Here is a 16,813-nt window from a genome sequence, read left to right as displayed (position 1 = left end):
TTATGACATTCGAAAAGCTGGCGGAAGATGGCCTGGCCCGTCGCGGCCGGCTGAGCTTTCCCCGTGGAACCGTTGAAACACCGGCGTTTATGCCCGTAGGTACCTACGGCACGGTGAAAGGGATGTTGCCCCGGGATATCCACGAAACCGGTGCAGAAATTATTCTGGGTAATACATTTCATCTGATGTTGCGCCCTGGTACGGAAGTAATAAAGGCTCACGGTGATCTCCATGATTTTACTCAATGGAAAGGGCCGATTCTCACGGATTCCGGTGGGTTTCAGGTGTTTAGCCTGGGGGAGATGCGAAAGATTACTGAGGAAAAGGTGACGTTTCGGTCCCCGGTAGACGGATCCCCCGTCGAGTTGTCCCCAGAAATCGCGATTCAGGTTCAGCGCGATCTCGGCTCTGATATTGTTATGATTTTTGACGAGTGCACGCCGTACCCTGCAACAGAAAAGCAGGCAAAGGAATCCATGGAACTCTCATTACGCTGGGCAAAGCGTAGTAAGGACGCTCATGGAGACAGTTCTTCAGCGCTGTTTGGCATTGTTCAGGGCGGAATGTATGAATCGCTGCGCGATCGTTCTCTCGAAGGGCTTACGGATATAGGCTTTGATGGCTACGCCATTGGTGGTCTTTCCGTTGGTGAGCCCAAAGAGGATATGATCCGCATACTCGACCACCTGCCACCCAAGATGCCGGCTGATAAGCCCAGGTATCTGATGGGAGTTGGGCGGCCGGAAGATCTCGTGGAAGGGGTGCGCCGTGGCGTCGACATGTTTGATTGTGTGATGCCCACAAGAAATGCCCGCAATGGCTACTTGTTCACATCCACCGGAATCGTAAAGATCCGAAACGCCAAGAATCGCCATGATACAGGCCCTTTGGATGATCGTTGCGACTGTTATACCTGCAAGAATTTTTCTAGAAGTTACCTGCATCATCTGGATAAGTGTGGGGAAATGCTGGGCTCCCAGCTGAACACAATCCACAATCTGCGCTACTACCAGAACCTCATGGCTGGATTGCGCGGGGCCATTGAAGCAGGTACATTGTCGAGCTTTATAAATGACTTCTATGCTCTGCGCGGCGAGACAGTGCCAGCCATGGGTAATGAGTAAATCCTTTTGCTTAATCAACGGAGAGTTTTGATGAAATCAGTCAAGTTGTTTTTGGCCGGCCTAATAGCAATGATGCCTGCACTGGCTATGGCTCAGGCGGCGCCTGCCGCTGGTGGTATGGGTGTTATGGGTCAGGTTATCTTTTTCGCCGGCTTTATCCTTATTTTCTACTTTTTGATCTGGCGCCCACAGTCCAAGCGTGCGAAAGAGCACAAGTCACTTATGTCGGGCTTGAACAAGGGTGATGAAGTGATTACCTCTGGCGGCATTGCCGGAAAGATCACCAAAGTAGCTGACGACTTCATCGTTGTTGAGATTGCCGACAATGTTGAAGTAAAGGTACAGAAAGTAGCTGTAGCTGCCGCACTGCCTAAAGGTACGCTCAAAGATATCTGAGCAAGGACTCTCTGGCCGGCCCTGATACCCGCCGGCCTGAACCTTTCTGGCTGAAACACCAAGGCCGGCTTTTGGGCCGGCTACAAGGGATCCCATGCTGAACAAGTACCCGCTTTGGAAAAACCTGATTATCCTGGTCGCGGTCGTGATCGGGTTTATCTACGCTTTACCCAACCTGTTTCCCGATGATTACGCTGTGCAGATCACCGGTGCCCGTAGTAGCACTGAAGTGAACTCCGCTGTTCTTGAAAGAGCCGTTAAAGCGCTGGAATCGGATGGCATTGAAGTTAAAAGCAGCACGCTTGAGGATCGGGATGCCCTTATACGGTTAACCAGTTCCGATGATCAGTTGCGTGCCCGCCCTGCCGTTCAGGCAGCTCTCGGCCGAGACTATCTCGTTGCGTTGAATATGGCACCGTCTACGCCAGCCTGGCTCAAGGGTCTGGGTGCAGGGCCAATGAAACTTGGCCTTGATCTGCGTGGTGGCGTCCACTTTTTGCTTGAAGTGGATATGGATACTGCCGTTGGTCAGAGGCTGGAAGCAGTTTCAGGTCAGATCAAGCGCGAACTTCGCGAAGAACGCATCCGCTACCGCGGGGGCGATGTTAAAGGTACTCGCGATATCGTTTTGAGCTTCCGCGATGAATCGTCGCGTACCGAAGCCTTTAACCTCATCAAGCGTCAGTACAACGAGTTTCTTTTGGATGAAAAGACCGTCGGCGATGAGTTCCAGATTGTCCTTACGCTTTCCGAAGCTGAAGTAAGTGCCATTCGAAAGTATGCCCTCGAGCAAAACCTGACCACTATTCGCAATCGAGTGAACGAGTTGGGTGTTGCAGAGCCTTTGGTTCAGCAGCAGGGCGCAGACCGGATTATTGTTGAGCTTCCGGGTGTTCAGGATACCGCTCAGGCAAAACGGGTACTTGGAGCCACGGCAAACCTGGAATTCCGTATGGAGGCGCGGCAGGATGCGCCTGCCAGTGAAACCGAACAGTTCAGTTTCCGCAATGAGCGTCAGCGTACTGCTCGTTTGGAGCGGGACACAATCGCTACCGGCAACAACGTTGCAAACGCGCAGCAGGCCTTTGATGAGAATGGTCAGCCACAAGTCAGCATTACGATGGACTCGATCGGTGGCGATCTGATGAATCGCGCTACGCGGAATGCAATAGGGCGGCGCATGGCCGTTCTGTTTATCGAGTTCCGTACGGAAACCGAAACCAGAATGGTTGATGGTGAGCCTGTTGAAGTAGACAAGCGGGTCGTTGAGAAAGGCATTATCAGCCTCGCGACTGTTCAATCTGCTTTAGGTAGCAGCTTCCGCATCACCGGGCTGGATTCCATACCTGAAGCGTCCGAGCTTGCGCTGTTGTTGCGTGCAGGTGCTTTGGCGGCGCCTATGTACTTTGTTCAGGAGCGCACTATTGGGCCTAGCCTGGGTCAGAAGAACATTGATGCCGGCATGATGTCGGTGGCTCTGGGCTTCATTCTTGTATTGCTGTACATGCTGGTCTACTACCGTGGGTTTGGCGTTGTTGCGAATATCGCTCTGACCATCAACCTGATGCTGCTGATAGCGTGCATGTCCATTCTCTCCGCGACGCTAACGCTGCCTGGTATTGCCGGTATCGTTCTGACTGTGGGTATGGCGGTCGATGCTAACGTTCTGATATTCGAACGTATAAAAGAAGAGCTTAAATCGGGTGCGTCGCCGCAGCTTGCTATAAACGCGGGCTACTCTCGTGCTTTTGTGTCGATCTTTGATGCGAACATCACCACCTTACTTGTGGCCATTATCCTTTTCGCGATGGGCTCAGGACCGGTAAAAGGGTTCGCGGTGACACTGTGTATCGGGATTATGACGTCCATGTTCTCAGGACTGATGGTCAGCCGCAGTATCGTTAATATGGTTTATGGCGGCCGCAGGGTCGAGAAACTGTCGATCGGAGGAAAGCTCGCCAATGTCTGATGATCAGAAGCAAAAGTTCGATTTTATGGGGTTTCGGAAAATTGCTTCCGTAATCTCCATTACTTTGGTGGTCGCGTCTATCGTGTTGCTTGGAGTCCGCGGCCTCAACTTCGGCATGGATTTTACCGGTGGTACGTCGGTAGAGCTGGAATACGCACAAGCGCCGCAACTGGATGAGGTGCGCTCAACTCTTACAGAGGCTGGCTACGATCAATTTGTTGTGCAGAACTTCGGTGCAGATACGATTGTTCTTGTGCGCCTCAACGAATCGGGTAACGACCAGTTGGCGCCAGAGATTGTCAGCGTTTTGGCCAAAAACGGTGGCGATCTGAAGTTGATAGGTTCCGAGTTTGTAGGGTCGCAAGTGGGCGACGAGCTTAAAGAGAACAGCGGCCTTGCGCTTCTCATCGCGCTTGCGGTGGTGCTCATTTATGTGGGCATGCGGTTCCAGTTCAAGTTTGGTATTGCGTCGGTAGTGCCATTGGCGCACGACGTTATTATCGTTCTTGGGATCTTCGCGCTGTTTCAGTGGACGTTCGACCTTACGGTTCTTGCAGCTCTGCTGGCGATTATCGGCTACTCGCTGAACGACACCATCGTTGTGGCTGATCGTATTCGGGAGAATTTCCGGAAAATGCGGGTGGGTGAATCCTGGGATATCATCAACGAGTCTATTCATCAGACCATTGCCCGTACCATCAACACCTCTGGTACTACGTTGGTGGTTCTTCTGGCTCTGTATTTCTTCGGAGGCGAAGCCATTAACAAGTTTGCGTTGGCATTGATTATCGGTGTGGTGGTGGGTACCTACTCATCTATCTATGTCTCCGCCAACTTGCTGATGGTTATGGGTGTTTCTCGCGAAGACCTCATGGTGCCTGCTAAAGAGGGTGCCGGGGAAGGTGCTGAAGAGGAACAGCCACCGGAATGGCTTGACCGTATGTGATTCAGGTCCCGGGTTAATAACCCGGGCACAAAAAAAACCGCCACTCGTTCGTTGGCGGTTTTTTTGTGCCCTGAACTTGGCTTTGGTTCAGTTCAGGGGTTAAGCGTATTCAGCTCAGGCGGGCATGCGACCACGGAATGGGTGCAATACCTTGAGAACCTCCCGGAACAGCTTCGGGTTCGCAACAACGAGTTGGCGTGCCTTATCTGTTGAAGGGTTGCCCGAGAAGTCTGCGGTAAGAGCACCGGACTCCATTGCCAAGGCAACGCCGAGGTCCAGATCAACGGCATCTGGGCGGAAGATGACTGCAGCATCGAGAAGGCCGGCAGAAACCCGCGCAATATCAAGGACCACGCAGCCAGATGTGCGAAACATGGAGGAGTTCTGGGCCAGTACTGCGGCCATCTCGCCCCAAAGCAGCGGGTTCTCGCTTTTGCGCGCCTGATCAAGCAGGTTGGTTGCAAACGCGGCTTTCTCGGCATGCTTGACGTCAGACACCCGAACTCTGCGGCTATTCAGTGCGGCGCCTCGGCCACGGCTGGCAGAGTATTCCTCACCGGTAACCGGGTTAACCAGTAGAAGGTTTTCCGTGCGGTTGTTTTTCTTCTGAGCCAGTGCCAGAGCAAATTCAGGAATGCCACGAAGGAAATTTTCGCGTCCCAATACCGGGAAAATATGCCAGCTACGTTCGCTGGTTCCGGCGTCTGATTCGTTCAGGGGCGCAATGGTGTGATCTTTGTAGGCCTTTTCGAGTTGCTCTGCAAAGTTGTCATAAATGGATTGCTCGACCCGGTCCAACTGGAAGCGACGCTCGTCGTCGTCTTTTCCGGTAGGCTCCTGGCGCTCGAAGTGGGCTTTCAGGTAATCCGACCCTTGACGCGCGACGCGCAGGGCCATTTTAATAGCTGGTTGCATCTGTGTGTTCGTTATCCGGGTGTGTGAAGGCCGGGTATGATAGCAAAAGATCCCCCTCCTTGTATGTTTTTTGACTCAGGAAAAGCACGGATGTTGCTATGTGAGTGAATATCCGGAGCGCAGAAGGTATCTGGTTTCTGCTATCATTGCGGCCCTTAAATTTTAACCTCGGGCTAGTCACCAATGCATAAGCCATCTCCGCCTCTGGAAGGGCCAGACGCGTTTCAGGATAAAATTCGAATTGTCCTGGTCGAGACCTCTCACTCCGGAAACATCGGGGCTGTCGCACGGGCCATGAAAAACATGGGGTTGGCCAATCTCTGGCTGGTCAATCCCAATTCTTTTCCAGATGAAGCCTCATACGCTCGAGCGGCCGGAGCCTCCGACATACTCGACAGAGCCCAGGTAGTTCCAAGTCTGGATAAAGCGCTTGAAGACTGCATTATGGTGATGGGTACCAGTGCCAGGGGTCGGAAAATTCCCTGGCCCGTATTGCCGCCGCCAGAAGCGGCCGAAATTGCAGCGGAGAAGAGCCTTAGTGGCCCAGTGGCATTGGTGTTCGGGCGTGAAAATCATGGGCTGAGCAACGATGAGCTTCACCGGTGTCATTACCATATTCATATCCCCACGAACCCCGATTACAGTTCTTTGAACCTGTCTATGGCGGTTCAGATTATGTGCTATGAATTGCGCATGCTTTTCTTGCGTAACCTTGAAGAGGGTAAAGACAATCCCTATCTAAAACCGATGCTCGCGCCAGGCGATGCTGGCTGGGATGTGCCGCCCGCCAAGGTAGGTGATGTGGAAGGCTTTTTTGGCCACCTTGAGCAGACGCTACATGATGTGGATTTCCATCGTCGCGATAATCCCAGACAGTTGATGTCTCGCTTGCGCCGATTGTTCCAGCGCGCAAAGCTTGATCAGATGGAAATCAACATCCTTCGGGGCATTTTGAGTGCTGTTCAAAAGGCCGCAGGCGCATCCGGGCACACCAATTCAACCAAGGCCAGTACAGACTGACCGGGCAGGGAAATGGCCATGTTTAGGCATTTGAAAGAAGATATAAATAGCGTTTTTCATCGAGATCCTGCTGCCAGGAACACGTTTGAGGTACTCACGAATTACCCGGGGCTCCACGCTCTGCTTATTCACCGGTTCTCCCATTGGCTGTGGAATGTCGGGCTGAAATGGCTGGCTCGTACAATATCGACCTTGGCACGATGGTTTACGGGTATCGAGATTCATCCGGGCGCAACGATTGGTCGGCGCTTTTTTATTGACCATGGCATGGGCGTGGTTATTGGGGAAACGACGATTATTGGCGACGATGTGACGCTGTACCAAGGTGTGACTCTCGGCGGAACAAGCTGGAATAAGGGAAAGCGGCATCCCACGATAGGTAACGGTGTGGTCGTTGGTGCAGGCGCGAAAATACTCGGGCCCTTTGAGGTAGGCGAGGGTGCCAAGGTTGGATCTAACTCAGTGGTAACCAAAGCGGTTCCCGCCGGTGCGACTGTTGTGGGAATCCCCGGGCGGATTATCGTGAAGCAAAAAATGGAAGACGATGCCCGCCGCAAGGTTATGGAAGAGCGCATGGGTTTTGATGCTTATGGCGTGACCGAGGAGATGCCGGATCCTGTTGCTCGCTCCATGCGTGCGCTGTTGGATCACATGCATGCGGTGGATGATCGCATTGAAATCATGTGTAAGGCACTGCGCAAGGTGAATAGTGAGTACCAGAATGGAGAGCTTCCGGTGCTGGACGAAGACGATTTTGATTGCGTGCGTGATGAAAGCGAGGATCGCGGCTGAATACTTGACTGATTTACTTGGTCAATTCATACTCAGTCTCGCATACTGAGATTCATTCCCATCATGGGGCTGATGCCATGAAGTTGACTACTAAAGGCCGCTACGCCGTTACGGCAATGCTGGATCTCGCTCTCCACGGAGGGCAGGGGCCGGTAACGCTAGCGGATATTTCAGCCCGTCAGGAAATATCGCTTTCCTATCTGGAGCAACTCTTCTCACGTCTTCGTCGCCGGGAGTTGGTGATAAGTATTCGTGGGCCCGGCGGTGGTTATCACCTGAGCCGAAGTGCGGCCAGTATTTACATTGCCGAAGTGGTTGATGCAGTCAGTGAGTCCCTGGATACCACGCGGTGTGGAAATAAGGGCGATTGCCAGAATGGTGAAAAATGTCTGACGCATCACCTGTGGTCTGACTTGAGTGATCAGATTCATCAGTTTCTTAGCGGGATCAGTCTCGGAGATCTGATGCAAAGACACGAAATCCGCCAGGTTGCGGACCGACAGAATCGCCGGCAAGCCGAAGGTGATTCCGACACAATTAATACCGAGCGTCTGATAGATCAGGCGCCCGCCTGAATCAAGCCTCTGTATTCTATGAAAAAGCCTGTATACCTCGATTACGCGGCAACAACACCCGTTGATCCTGCCGTAGCGGAAGAGATGATCAAGTATCTGACACCGGAGGGCTTCTTTGGTAACCCTGCGTCCCGTTCCCATGGTTTTGGTTGGCAGGCTGAAGCGGCTGTAGAGGCTGCTCGAGGTCAGGTGGCGAGCCTGATTCATGCGGATCCTCGTGAAATAGTCTGGACTTCCGGAGCTACCGAATCTGATAATCTCGCCATCAAGGGCGCGGTTGCGGGTCGAGATAAAGCCCACATCATAACCTCTACTATTGAACACAAGGCGGTTGTTGATACCTGTAAATGGCTCGAGGGCCGCGGTGTTGAAGTTACGTGGTTGGAGCCTGAACGTGATGGCGTGATCCGGCCGCAGCAGGTATTTGATGCGCTTAAGCCAGAAACTCTTCTGGTGAGCCTGATGCTTGTGAACAATGAGTTGGGTTGTGTAACTGACATAGCCACTATTGGTACGGAGCTTCGAAACCGTGGTGTTTTGTTCCATGTCGATGCGGCCCAGGCCGCTGGCAAGCTCGCCGTTGATGTCACCACTATGCCAGTGGATCTTATGTCTCTCTCTGGCCACAAAGTATACGGACCCAAAGGTGTGGGCGCGCTCTATGTGAGGCGATCGCCGGATGTTCGTATCGAAGCCCAGATTCATGGCGGTGGCCATGAGCGTGGTATGCGTTCGGGAACCCTGCCGACGCACCAGATTGTTGGCATGGGTAAGGCATTCGCAATTTCCCAGCTCTGTCTCGAGGAAGAAATCGGCAAGCTCGAAGCCTTGCGTGCTGAATTTCTTGGTGGCCTTGAAGGGTTGTCAGGGGTGACTCTCAATGGTTCTGATACGTGCCGCGTGCCGGGAATCATGAATCTTTCATTTGATGGTGTTGATGCCGAGTCTCTGATGCTTGGTCTCAGGCATCTCGCTGTGTCATCTGGTTCTGCTTGCGCTTCTGCCACCTTAGCGCCTTCATATGTGCTTCTCGGTATTGGGCTGGGCGAAGAGTTAGCCCATCGTGCACTGAGATTTTCCATCGGGCGTTTTACCACGTCTGAGGAAATTGCCTTCGCCAGCACGCAAATTGTTGAAGTTGTTACCCGCCTTCGCGCAGTGCGGTAGGCAGTGGGCCTCTGACTGCGTATAATCGCAGGCCTGAAATTCACCCGTATTCCATAACCCAAACCCTCTAGGAGAAATACCATGGCTAATGAGCGCACGCTTTCTATTATCAAGCCCGATGCAGTTGCAAAAAATGTGATCGGTGAAATCTACAGCCGCTTTGAAAAAGCCGGCCTGAGCATTGTAGCGTCACGCATGATGCACCTTACCCAGGAGCAGGCGGAAGGCTTTTACGCTGAGCACAAAGAGCGTCCTTTCTTCAACGATCTGGTTGCATTCATGACCTCCGGTCCTGTTGTTGTTCAGGCTCTGGAAGGCGAAGGCGCCATCCTGAAGAACCGCGACCTGATGGGTGCAACTAACCCGAAGGAAGCGGATGCCGGCACAATCCGCGCAGACTTCGCTACATCTATTGATGCGAATGCGGTTCACGGTTCCGATTCTGCAGCTTCTGCAGAGCGTGAAATTGCTTATTTCTTCAGTGACAACGAAATCTGCCCGCGCGGCTGATTTTGTTGGTCGGGGGCTGCCGTCGGCGGCTCCCGCATTGATTATCTGATCGAGGTTATAAAATGACAGCCGCTGCTGAAAAAACCAACCTGCTGGGAATGCCCAAAGCAAAGCTTGAGGCTTTCTTTGAATCCCTGGGCGAGAAGCGTTTTCGTGCTACTCAAATGCTCCAGTGGATGCATCAGCGGGGTGTGGATGACTTCGATCAAATGACCAATGTGAGTAAATCTCTACGGGAAAAACTCAAGGAAATAGCCGTAATTCGTGGTCCGGAAGTCGTCTACGATGAAACATCGAAAGACGGCACACGCAAGTGGGTCATGCGCATGGATAACGGCAACAGTGTAGAAACTGTTCTGATTCCAGACGGTGAGCGGGGCACTTTGTGTGTGTCTTCGCAAATCGGCTGCACCCTGGACTGCACCTTTTGCTCAACGGGCAAGCGTGGTTTTAACAGAAACCTTACGGCTGCCGAAATTATCGGGCAGGTATGGGTTGCGCGCAAAGCCTTCATGCCATTTGAGCCGGGCCCTGACCGGCCAATTACCAACGTTGTCATGATGGGAATGGGAGAGCCCCTGATGAATTTTGACAACGTGGTAGATGCAATGAATCTTATGATGGAGGATCTTGCATACGGTATCTCCAAGCGCAGGGTAACGCTCAGTACCTCGGGTGTGGTGCCGGGCATTGATAAGCTTGCGGAAGTTACCGATGTTTCACTGGCCATTTCCTTGCATGCGCCCAATGATGAGTTGAGAAACAAGCTGGTGCCGCTTAACAAAAAATACCCGATTGCGGAGCTTTTGGCGGCCACAAAACGCTATTTCAGCCGTCTTCCTGATAAGCGTAAAGCGACCATTGAGTATACGGTTATTGAAGGCATGAATGACAAGCCGGAGCATGCTCACGAGCTGGCTGAGTTGTTGCGGGATATTCCCTGCAAAATCAACCTCATTCCCTTTAATCCGTTCCCGGAAAGCGACTTCCGTCGGCCTAGCATGAACGCTACCCGGCGTTTTCAGGCTGTCCTGAATGAGGCAGGCTACATCGCTACGATCAGAACAACCCGCGGCGATGATATTGATGCGGCGTGCGGACAGCTTGTTGGACAGGTTGAAGACCGTACCCGTAGAAGCCAGCGATACATCAATGTTCAACAGGTGAATTCCTGATCGGACACTTGCAATGTTTAACCCGCGAGGAACGCATTCTGTGGCTATGAAATTGCTAAATGGACGATGTTCTACAGCAGCGGCCTTGTTGGTTGCTCTGCTGGTCACCGGGTGTGTTACCACTACGGATAACCGTTTTTCCCGTGAAGCGGACCGCCAGAAAGCTGTTGATAATTACGTTGAGCTTGCCTCGGCCTATATTGGCCAAGGTAATATTGAGCGCGCGCGGCATCATCTGGACCGTGCTCTTGAGATTGAACCAAACAGCCCGCAGGCTCTGGCGACTCTGGGGTTGATTTATAATGCTGATGGCGAGTCGGAGCTTGCAGAAGAGAGCTTCAAGAAAGCAATCTCCAAAGACGCCGGATACACACGTGCAAGAGTGTATTATGGCGCCTTTCTTTATTCCAAACAGCGGTTTTCAGAGGCGCGCAATCAATTTAGCGCAGCTTCCAGAGATACGAGTTACAAAGACCGTGGGTCTGTTTTTTACAATCTGGGTATGACACAGGAGCGCCTTGGGGAGCAGGACGGTGCAATTGTTGCCTATCGTCGCGCGACGGAGCTTTCCCGTGGCGATGCGCGCTCCTTGCTTTCGCTTTCCCGGGTAATGGTCGACTCGGGCGATGTGGCCGGGGCCAAGCGCTATTATGACCGCCTTCTGTCGATCATGCAGCGTAACCCGAATTTGCAGCATTCGCCTGAGAGTCTTTTTACGGGTATTCGTATTGCGCGATATTCCGGGGATAGAAATCAGGAAGCGAGCCTGATTTTGCAGCTGAAGAACAAGTACCCGGAGTCAGTAGAGTACCAACAATACAAGGCGCTGATTTCAAATGACAAGTGATGACTCCCAACAAAATGCAGCGAATGAAGCCGTTGGCCTGCAACTGAAGCGAGCTCGTGAAAGGCAAGGATTGAGCGTCGCCCAGATTGCTGATGCCCAGCATTTAAGAAATGGTGTTGTCCAGGCTATTGAAAACGGCGATTACGCACAAATCGACAGCGAGCTATTCCTTAAAGGTTATGTTCGAGCCTATGCGAAACAGGTCGGCCTGGATGCAGATGCCATTATTGCTGATTTAAATGTTGAACTTGAACCGGCGCGAATTCAGAAAGCCCGGGAGCTTGAAGCCAACCCTCTCATTGATATTGAGCGTCGGAGGCGCAGGAAGCGCCGCATCGCCAAGCTTTTTTTGCTGTTTGCGGCAATGGTGGCTGTTGGCGCTTTAGTGGTCATGTTTGTTGTGCCGAAGTTTACTGCTGGCCAAGCAGATGCCGAGCTTCCGGCGGAAACGGGTGTCATGTCGCAGCCGGATGATGCGCTGCCAGAAGATAGCATCAGCATACCCGATGAGCCCCGCAGCAATAGTGATGACAATAACGAGATTCAGTCTGATCTTGGATATCTTGATGAAGCCCCAGCGGCCGAGCTGGTTGCCAGGGATGTTGAGCCTGAGCAGGTTGTGGTGCAGCCCGAAGTTTCAGACCAGGTACCCGTTGTGGCTCAAACCATAGAGCCAGCTCTGGCCCAGCCGCCGGTTACGGAAAGCTCTGGGCCTGTATCCGGCGTGCTGGAAATTGCATTTACAGGTGACTGCTGGGTACAGGTAAGTGATGCCACTGGAAATCGTTTGGCCAGTTCCCTGCAAAGAGCAGGTGATACACTTCAAGTATCCGGCAAACCCCCATTGAAGGTTGTTATTGGCGCAGTAAGCACTGTGGATACGATTCGCTTTCAGGGCGAATCTGTGGACATAAGGGACTTCCCGGTGGTGAACAACCGGTCTGAGTTCACACTGACAATCTGAACATTTTTTTGCATTTATCTATCTCGGTCGTAAGCACATGAAACACGAATCCCCGATCAAAAGACGCAAATCCCGCCAGATCATGGTTGGGGATGTTCCCGTTGGTGGCGATGCGCCCATAGCTGTTCAGAGCATGACCAACACCAACACCTGCGATGTTGACGCAACGGTTGGTCAGATTACTGCGCTTCAGGAAGCGGGTGCCGACATTGTCAGGGTATCTGTACCCTCAATGGAGGCTGCTGATGCCTTCGGAAAGATTCGCGAGCGGGTGTCTCTGCCGTTGGTTGCAGACATCCACTTTGATCATAAAATAGCGCTTCGGGTTGCTGAGCTGGGTGTGGATTGCTTGCGCATCAACCCTGGCAACATTGGTCGTGATGACCGGGTCAGTGCAGTTATCAGCGCTTGCCGGGATCGCAACATACCTATGCGCATCGGCGTAAACGCCGGATCACTTGAAAAAGAGCTTCAGCGCAAGTACGGCGAACCCACGGCGGACGCTTTGGTTGAGTCGGCAATGCGCCATATCGACATTCTTGATCGACATGATTTCCAGAACTTCAAAGTCAGCCTGAAAGCTTCGGAAGTGTTCATGACGGTGGAAGCCTACCGCAAAATCGCGACTCAGATTGATCAGCCGCTTCACCTCGGCATCACCGAAGCCGGCGGGCTCCGTGCAGGTACGGTTAAATCATCCATCGGTCTTGGCATGCTGTTGATGGATGGTATCGGCGATACTATCAGGGTGTCGCTGGCCGCAGACCCGGTTCAGGAAATCAAGGTCGGTTTCGACATACTCAAAAGCCTGCGCTTGCGTAGTCGGGGCATTAACTTCATTGCGTGCCCGAGCTGCTCCCGTCAGAACTTCGACGTTATCCAGACCATGAACGATCTGGAAGTGCGACTGGAAGACGTAAACGAATCTCTGGATGTTGCCATCATCGGCTGCATCGTCAACGGTCCCGGTGAAGCCAAAGTGGCGGATATCGGCCTAACCGGAGGCAGCCCAAAGAACCTGTTTTACAGGGCAGGAAAACCAAATCAAAAGCTCGACAATGCCAATCTTACGGATGATCTTGAGCGGCTGATTCGTGAAGAAATCGCCCGAAAAAAAGAACAGGAAGATGCCATTATTGCGCGCTCGGGCAAGTAATCGAGCAGGCACGATTATCCAGCAGGAATTAAGGGTTTACATTGGCTAAGATTCAGGCAATACGCGGGATGAACGACATCCTGCCAGAGCAGACACCCATTTGGCAGTTTGTTGAGTCCACTGCGCGTAAAGTGCTCCGGCAATATGGGTATCAGGAAATCCGGATGCCCATTGTCGAGCAGACAGATCTGTTTAAACGCTCCATTGGCGAAGTGACCGATATCGTTGAAAAGGAGATGTACACCTTTGAGGACCGTAACGGCGATAGCCTGACGCTTCGGCCAGAAGGTACGGCTGGCTGCGTTCGGGCTGCCGAAGAGCACGGGCTGCTGTTCAACCAGACCCGGCGGTTGTGGTACACCGGGCCGATGTTCCGGCATGAGCGGCCACAAAAAGGGCGCTATCGTCAGTTTCATCAAATTGGCGTTGAGTGTTTCGGTATTCAGGGCCCGGACATTGACGCAGAACTGTTGATTCTTACGGCCAGACTCTGGCGGGCATTGGGCCTTACCGATCATGCTCGCCTGGAAATCAACTCAATTGGATCATCTGCTGCCCGCAAGGAGTTTCGTCAGGCATTGGTCGAATACTTGGGGCAGTACAAATCGGAGCTTGATGAAGACAGCCAGCGACGACTCGATACCAACCCACTTCGCATTCTGGATACCAAAGATTCGGGCACCCGCAAGTTGCTTGCCGATGCGCCGCGCCTTGAAGACTATCTTGATGCAGAGTCACGTGAGCATTTCGATCGCCTGAAAGAGCTTCTGGATGCTGCGGGTATCGTCTACACCGTTAACCCAGCTCTGGTTCGCGGGCTCGATTACTACGGGAAAACCGTTTTTGAGTGGGTGACCGAGAGTCTTGGCGCCCAAGGTACTATCTGTGCGGGCGGCCGGTACGACGGTCTTGTTGAGCAGCTTGGCGGGAAGCCGACGACGGCTGTTGGTTTTGCCATGGGGCTGGAGCGTCTCATTTTACTGCTTGATACCCTCGGGCTTGTGCCGGAAGAAGCAAACAGCAATGCGGATGTCTACGTAACCGCTATGGGCGATACAGCGTTAGCACCAGCAATGGCGCTCGCGGAAACACTGCGCAATCAGCTGGAAGGTCGAGTGGTGATCAGCCATTGTGGCGGTGGCAGCTTCAAAAGTCAGATGAAAAAGGCGGACAAAAGTGGCGCTCGGTACGCAGTGATTCTGGGCGACAACGAAATAGAGAACGCAACGGTGGGTCTCAAACCGCTGCGTTCCGATGAAGAACAAAGCAGTGTGGCACAGAGCGATCTTGCATCGGTGCTTGCGAAAGCCCTGGCGAACTGAATTCGCATCACTACAAAAGTAAAAAACCATTACAGGAGTCATCATGGCGGAAATGCGCACCGAAGAAGAACAGGTTCAGGCGATCAAGGACTGGTGGAAGAAAAATGGCAGCTCTCTGCTCATTGGTATCGGTGCCGCCCTCGCAATTGTTTTCGGCTGGCAGGCTTGGCAGAACCATCAGGAACAACAGCGAGCGGAAGCTGCTAACCAGTTTGCCACGCTGTTAAACGCATTTGGCAATCAAGCGGATGACACTGCTGGCGAAACTGTAGACTTCGTTGCGAACACGCTGCGTGAAGATCATGCCGAAAGCGCCTATGCAGTTTATGGCAATTTGATTCTGGCCCGTCAGCAGCTGGTTGAAGACAAGGATGCGGAAGCAGCCGTTGCTTCACTGGAGTGGGCTCTGGAAAAAGCCGGTGACCATAAAGCACTGGCGCTGGTGGTTCGTAACCGTCTGGCCCGCGCTCAATTCTCTGCCGAGCGTTATGATGATGCACTGGCAACCATCGATGGTGCTGGCGATGTTGAAAGCGCTGACGCTTTTGCTGCAATTTTCTCTGAGTTGCGTGGTGACATTCTGTTGGCTAAGGGCGACAAGAAAGGTGCACTGGATGCTTATCTGGGTGCCCGTGAACAAAGCCAGCAAGGCCGCAGTGGTATTTTGGAGCTCAAGCTGTCTGATCTTGGTGTTGGAGAGGAGGCCTGATGAAGTTTGCGGGTAACAGGCTGTTCCGGGCTGGTGTTTTTTCAGCCCTGGTAGCTGCACTGGGTATCACCGGGTGCAGCACAACCGATACCTTTGAGCAACCGGTGCCGGTTCCTGAAGTAGATACCTCCGTTACGCTTAAAACAGTCTGGAAGACGTCCGTGGGCGACGGACATGATGGCGATTTTCTATACTTGGCACCATTGAATGCGGGAGACGTTGTGTACGCGGCTTCTGCAGATGGCGAGCTGGTTGCCGTGAATTCGGAAACTGGCAAGTTGATATGGGAGCGCGAGCTTCAAGACCGCATATTCGCCGGTGTTGGTGGGGATCTGGAACAACTCTACCTGGTCACCCGTGAAGCAGATCTGATCGCGCTTTCCCGTGAAGACGGGCGGGAGCTATGGCGTAGCGCCTTGCCCACAGAGGCCTTGGCAGCGCCGCAATCGAACGGATCGCTGGTAGTGGCTCAAACAACGGATGGGCGAGTCCTCGCGTTTGATACAGCTGATGGCGAAATACTCTGGCAGTATGACGGCGTTGTACCTGCGTTGTCTCTGCGGGCCGCTGCTGCTCCACTGGTGGGCGGCGATGTGGTGATTGCGGCGTTCTCCAACGGAAAGCTAATGGCGTTGGCGGCCGACTCAGGGCAGCCATTGTGGCAGTACGAAGTTGGGCAGCCTCAGGGGCGGACGGAACTTGAGCGGCTTGTGGATATTGCGGGTCAGCCTTTGGTGCTCGAGAGTGCAATAATGGTTGCGGGATATCAGGGAAAGCTTGCGCTGGTTGATATCCGCACTGGGCAGGAGATATGGAGCCGCAAGGCATCCAGCTTGCAAGCCCCGATGATCGGGGGTGGCAATATATATATGTCATCTGCTAACGGCGATGTTGTGGCTTATCGTGGCTCGGACCGAAGAGAAGTATGGCTTCAGGATAAATTATCCTGGCGCCAGTTGACCCAGCCAGCTGTTTACGAAAACTATCTGGTTGTTGGCGACTACGAAGGCTATCTGCATGTATTGTCTGCAGATGATGGGCGCCTTGTTGGCCAGACGCACTATGATAGCGATGGCCTCCGGGTTCCATTGCAGCGGTTGGCGAACGGTAACCTGATGGTTTTCGGAAACGGCGGTAAACTGTCTGTATTCACACTGAGAGAACGGAACGGTTCCGTTCGTACTCAAGGCTCTGCCAAAAGACAGAGCCTAAAATAACTTCATAGC

General features: G+C 52.9%; 17 protein-coding genes. 16 read left to right on the top strand and 1 reads right to left on the bottom strand.

The annotated features are described in order from the left end of the window. Positions 1-2 precede the first annotated feature (2 nt). From tgt to secF, 4 genes are all read left to right on the top strand, one after another. Positions 3-1,124 carry a tRNA guanosine(34) transglycosylase Tgt gene (gene tgt, locus AADB16_RS12275; protein WP_410804553.1) on the top strand — a complete coding sequence of 374 codons (1,122 nt, stop codon included), beginning with the start codon at positions 3-5 and terminating at the stop codon, positions 1,122-1,124. A 30-nt stretch (positions 1,125-1,154) separates the two neighbouring features. Beyond that, on the top strand, positions 1,155-1,520 hold the full coding sequence (yajC, locus tag AADB16_RS12270; protein WP_298446925.1) for a preprotein translocase subunit YajC: 366 nt from the start codon (positions 1,155-1,157) through the stop codon (positions 1,518-1,520). Between the two features lie 94 nt (positions 1,521-1,614). Further along, positions 1,615-3,489 (top strand): protein translocase subunit SecD, encoded by a 1,875-nt coding sequence (gene secD, locus AADB16_RS12265; protein WP_410803713.1) that lies wholly within the window; start codon positions 1,615-1,617, stop codon positions 3,487-3,489. Continuing rightward, the gene (secF, locus tag AADB16_RS12260) at positions 3,482-4,435 is read left to right on the top strand and encodes a protein translocase subunit SecF (RefSeq protein WP_410803711.1); all 954 of its coding nucleotides are present in this window, start codon (positions 3,482-3,484) and stop codon (positions 4,433-4,435) included. The genes secD and secF overlap by 8 nt, the downstream gene beginning before the upstream one ends. A 114-nt stretch (positions 4,436-4,549) precedes the next feature. Here the strand turns inward: secF and AADB16_RS12255 are convergent, their stop codons facing one another. Next, on the bottom strand, positions 4,550-5,350 hold the full coding sequence (locus AADB16_RS12255) for an inositol monophosphatase family protein (protein ID WP_298446928.1): 801 nt from the start codon (positions 5,348-5,350) through the stop codon (positions 4,550-4,552). Between the two features lie 183 nt (positions 5,351-5,533). On the opposite strand from AADB16_RS12255, the gene trmJ reads away from it, so the two are divergent. The 12 genes from trmJ (at position 5,534) to bamB (ending at position 16,804) form a co-directional block, all read left to right on the top strand. Continuing rightward, positions 5,534-6,370, top strand: coding sequence for a tRNA (cytosine(32)/uridine(32)-2'-O)-methyltransferase TrmJ (trmJ, locus tag AADB16_RS12250; protein WP_410803709.1), 837 nt, complete (start codon positions 5,534-5,536; stop codon positions 6,368-6,370). A gap of 18 nt (positions 6,371-6,388) precedes the next feature. Next, on the top strand, positions 6,389-7,162 hold the full coding sequence (gene cysE / locus AADB16_RS12245) for a serine O-acetyltransferase (RefSeq protein ID WP_298446930.1): 774 nt from the start codon (positions 6,389-6,391) through the stop codon (positions 7,160-7,162). Between the two features lie 77 nt (positions 7,163-7,239). Next, positions 7,240-7,737 (top strand): Fe-S cluster assembly transcriptional regulator IscR, encoded by a 498-nt coding sequence (iscR, locus tag AADB16_RS12240; RefSeq protein WP_298446931.1) that lies wholly within the window; start codon positions 7,240-7,242, stop codon positions 7,735-7,737. An 18-nt stretch (positions 7,738-7,755) separates the two neighbouring features. After that, positions 7,756-8,904, top strand: coding sequence for an IscS subfamily cysteine desulfurase (locus tag AADB16_RS12235; RefSeq protein WP_410803707.1), 1,149 nt, complete (start codon positions 7,756-7,758; stop codon positions 8,902-8,904). A gap of 81 nt (positions 8,905-8,985) precedes the next feature. Further along, entirely contained in the window at positions 8,986-9,414 is a 429-nt protein-coding gene (ndk, locus tag AADB16_RS12230; RefSeq protein WP_200204986.1) for a nucleoside-diphosphate kinase, read from the top strand. Between the two features lie 62 nt (positions 9,415-9,476). Further along, positions 9,477-10,589, top strand: a complete 1,113-nt coding sequence (gene rlmN / locus AADB16_RS12225) for a 23S rRNA (adenine(2503)-C(2))-methyltransferase RlmN (RefSeq protein ID WP_200204985.1) — start codon at positions 9,477-9,479, stop codon at positions 10,587-10,589. Positions 10,590-10,635: 46 nt separating this feature from the next. Further along, positions 10,636-11,436 (top strand): type IV pilus biogenesis/stability protein PilW, encoded by an 801-nt coding sequence (gene pilW / locus AADB16_RS12220; RefSeq protein ID WP_410804551.1) that lies wholly within the window; start codon positions 10,636-10,638, stop codon positions 11,434-11,436. Then, the gene (locus AADB16_RS12215) at positions 11,426-12,400 is read left to right on the top strand and encodes a RodZ domain-containing protein (RefSeq protein ID WP_410803706.1); all 975 of its coding nucleotides are present in this window, start codon (positions 11,426-11,428) and stop codon (positions 12,398-12,400) included. Before pilW ends, AADB16_RS12215 begins: the two co-directional genes overlap by 11 nt. Positions 12,401-12,437: 37 nt before the next feature. Further along, on the top strand, positions 12,438-13,556 hold the full coding sequence (gene ispG / locus AADB16_RS12210; RefSeq protein ID WP_298446934.1) for a flavodoxin-dependent (E)-4-hydroxy-3-methylbut-2-enyl-diphosphate synthase: 1,119 nt from the start codon (positions 12,438-12,440) through the stop codon (positions 13,554-13,556). A gap of 41 nt (positions 13,557-13,597) precedes the next feature. Continuing rightward, positions 13,598-14,878 (top strand): histidine--tRNA ligase, encoded by a 1,281-nt coding sequence (gene hisS / locus AADB16_RS12205; protein ID WP_410803703.1) that lies wholly within the window; start codon positions 13,598-13,600, stop codon positions 14,876-14,878. A gap of 43 nt (positions 14,879-14,921) precedes the next feature. Continuing rightward, positions 14,922-15,587, top strand: coding sequence for a YfgM family protein (locus tag AADB16_RS12200; RefSeq protein WP_410803702.1), 666 nt, complete (start codon positions 14,922-14,924; stop codon positions 15,585-15,587). Then, complete coding sequence (gene bamB / locus AADB16_RS12195) at positions 15,587-16,804, top strand: outer membrane protein assembly factor BamB (protein ID WP_410803700.1); 1,218 nt, start codon at positions 15,587-15,589, stop codon at positions 16,802-16,804. The genes AADB16_RS12200 and bamB overlap by 1 nt, the downstream gene beginning before the upstream one ends. Positions 16,805-16,813: the final 9 nt, after the last annotated feature.

This window comes from Marinobacter sp. KMM 10035, from assembly GCF_046537445.1.
Taxonomy (GTDB): Bacteria; Pseudomonadota; Gammaproteobacteria; order Pseudomonadales; family Oleiphilaceae; genus Marinobacter; species Marinobacter sediminicola.
This window is presented reverse-complemented; position numbering and strand designations above follow the sequence as displayed.